This is a genomic window from Algibacter lectus (assembly GCF_004368925.1).
Classification (GTDB): domain Bacteria; phylum Bacteroidota; class Bacteroidia; order Flavobacteriales; family Flavobacteriaceae; genus Algibacter; species Algibacter lectus.
Genome location: NZ_SORL01000006.1, coordinates 1 through 1072, shown reverse-complemented (window position 1 = coordinate 1072; position 1072 = coordinate 1). Strand labels below are relative to the sequence as shown.

The following is a 1072-nucleotide window of genomic DNA, read 5'->3' as shown; positions in this document are numbered from 1 at the left end:
CAGATCTCGTCAACATTGTAAATCCCCTCTCTTTTCTACACAGATTTCGAACAGTTCTGTGAGGCTTTTAGACCTCGATTTTAAGTCGTTGAAACTCGCGTAGTATGTCCTTTCAAAAAAATAATTTGTTATGAATAAAGATATTAAATATTTTGGTATTGACATTAGTTATTTAGTTTTTGATGTCACAGATTCAGATGGTAATTATTATCAGTTTAAAAATAAGGTTTCAGGCTTTAAAGCATTTAGAAAACTTTTAAATTCTGAGAGTCATTGTGTGATGGAAGCTACAGGTTACTATCATTATCAGTTGGCTTATTATTTGTTTGAAGAAGGTCTAAATGTTTCAGTAGAAAATCCATTGTCTGTAAAACGATTTATCCAGATGCGGCTATCCAAGATTAAGACCGATAAGAGTGATTCAAAACTTATATGTTCTTATGCTGAGCAAGTAGAGTTAAAGCTTTGGAAAGGTAGTTCCAAGGAAGTACAGGAGTGTCTTCAAATTACCAGAACCCTTTCTGTGTATACAAAACAGCGTACGATGATAAAGAATAAACTTCATGGTGAATCTGTTTTAGGGGAACCAAGTAAAGCTATTGTAAGATCCTTAAAACGTAGTTTAAAACATTTAGATAAAGAGATGTCCAACTTAGAAGAGTTATTGCTGGTTTTAGTAAAAGAGGCTCATAAAGATTTATTTACTCGAATAAAAACCATACCAGGAATCGGAAAAAAAACATCTATTATGTTAATCGTTTTAACAGGTGGTTTTGAACGCTTTTCGAGTGCCGCAGAATTATGTAGTTACGCAGGATTAACTCCAGTGATTAGGCAAAGTGGAAGTAGTATAAAAGGACGACCACGAATTAGTAAAATGGGCAATCAAAAACTCAGAAATTTATTATTTATGTGCAGTTTTACAGCTTGTAAATACAACAAAGCATGCAGAGATATTTATGAACGATTAGTAGCAAAAGGAAAGAGTAAAAAATTAGCATTAATAGCGGTATGTAATAAGTTACTAAAACAAGCTTTTGCTATCGCAAAATCGGGTTTAATATTTGACAAG

The 1072-nt window shown here is 32.6% G+C and carries 1 protein-coding gene; it reads left to right on the top strand.

Annotation, left to right across the window (positions count from 1 at the left end; translation table 11 throughout):
* Positions 1 to 130 precede the first annotated feature (130 nt).
* The coding region (locus tag DFQ06_RS01040) for an IS110 family RNA-guided transposase (RefSeq protein WP_133965536.1) at positions 131 to 1072 on the top strand (942 nt) is incomplete at its 3' end.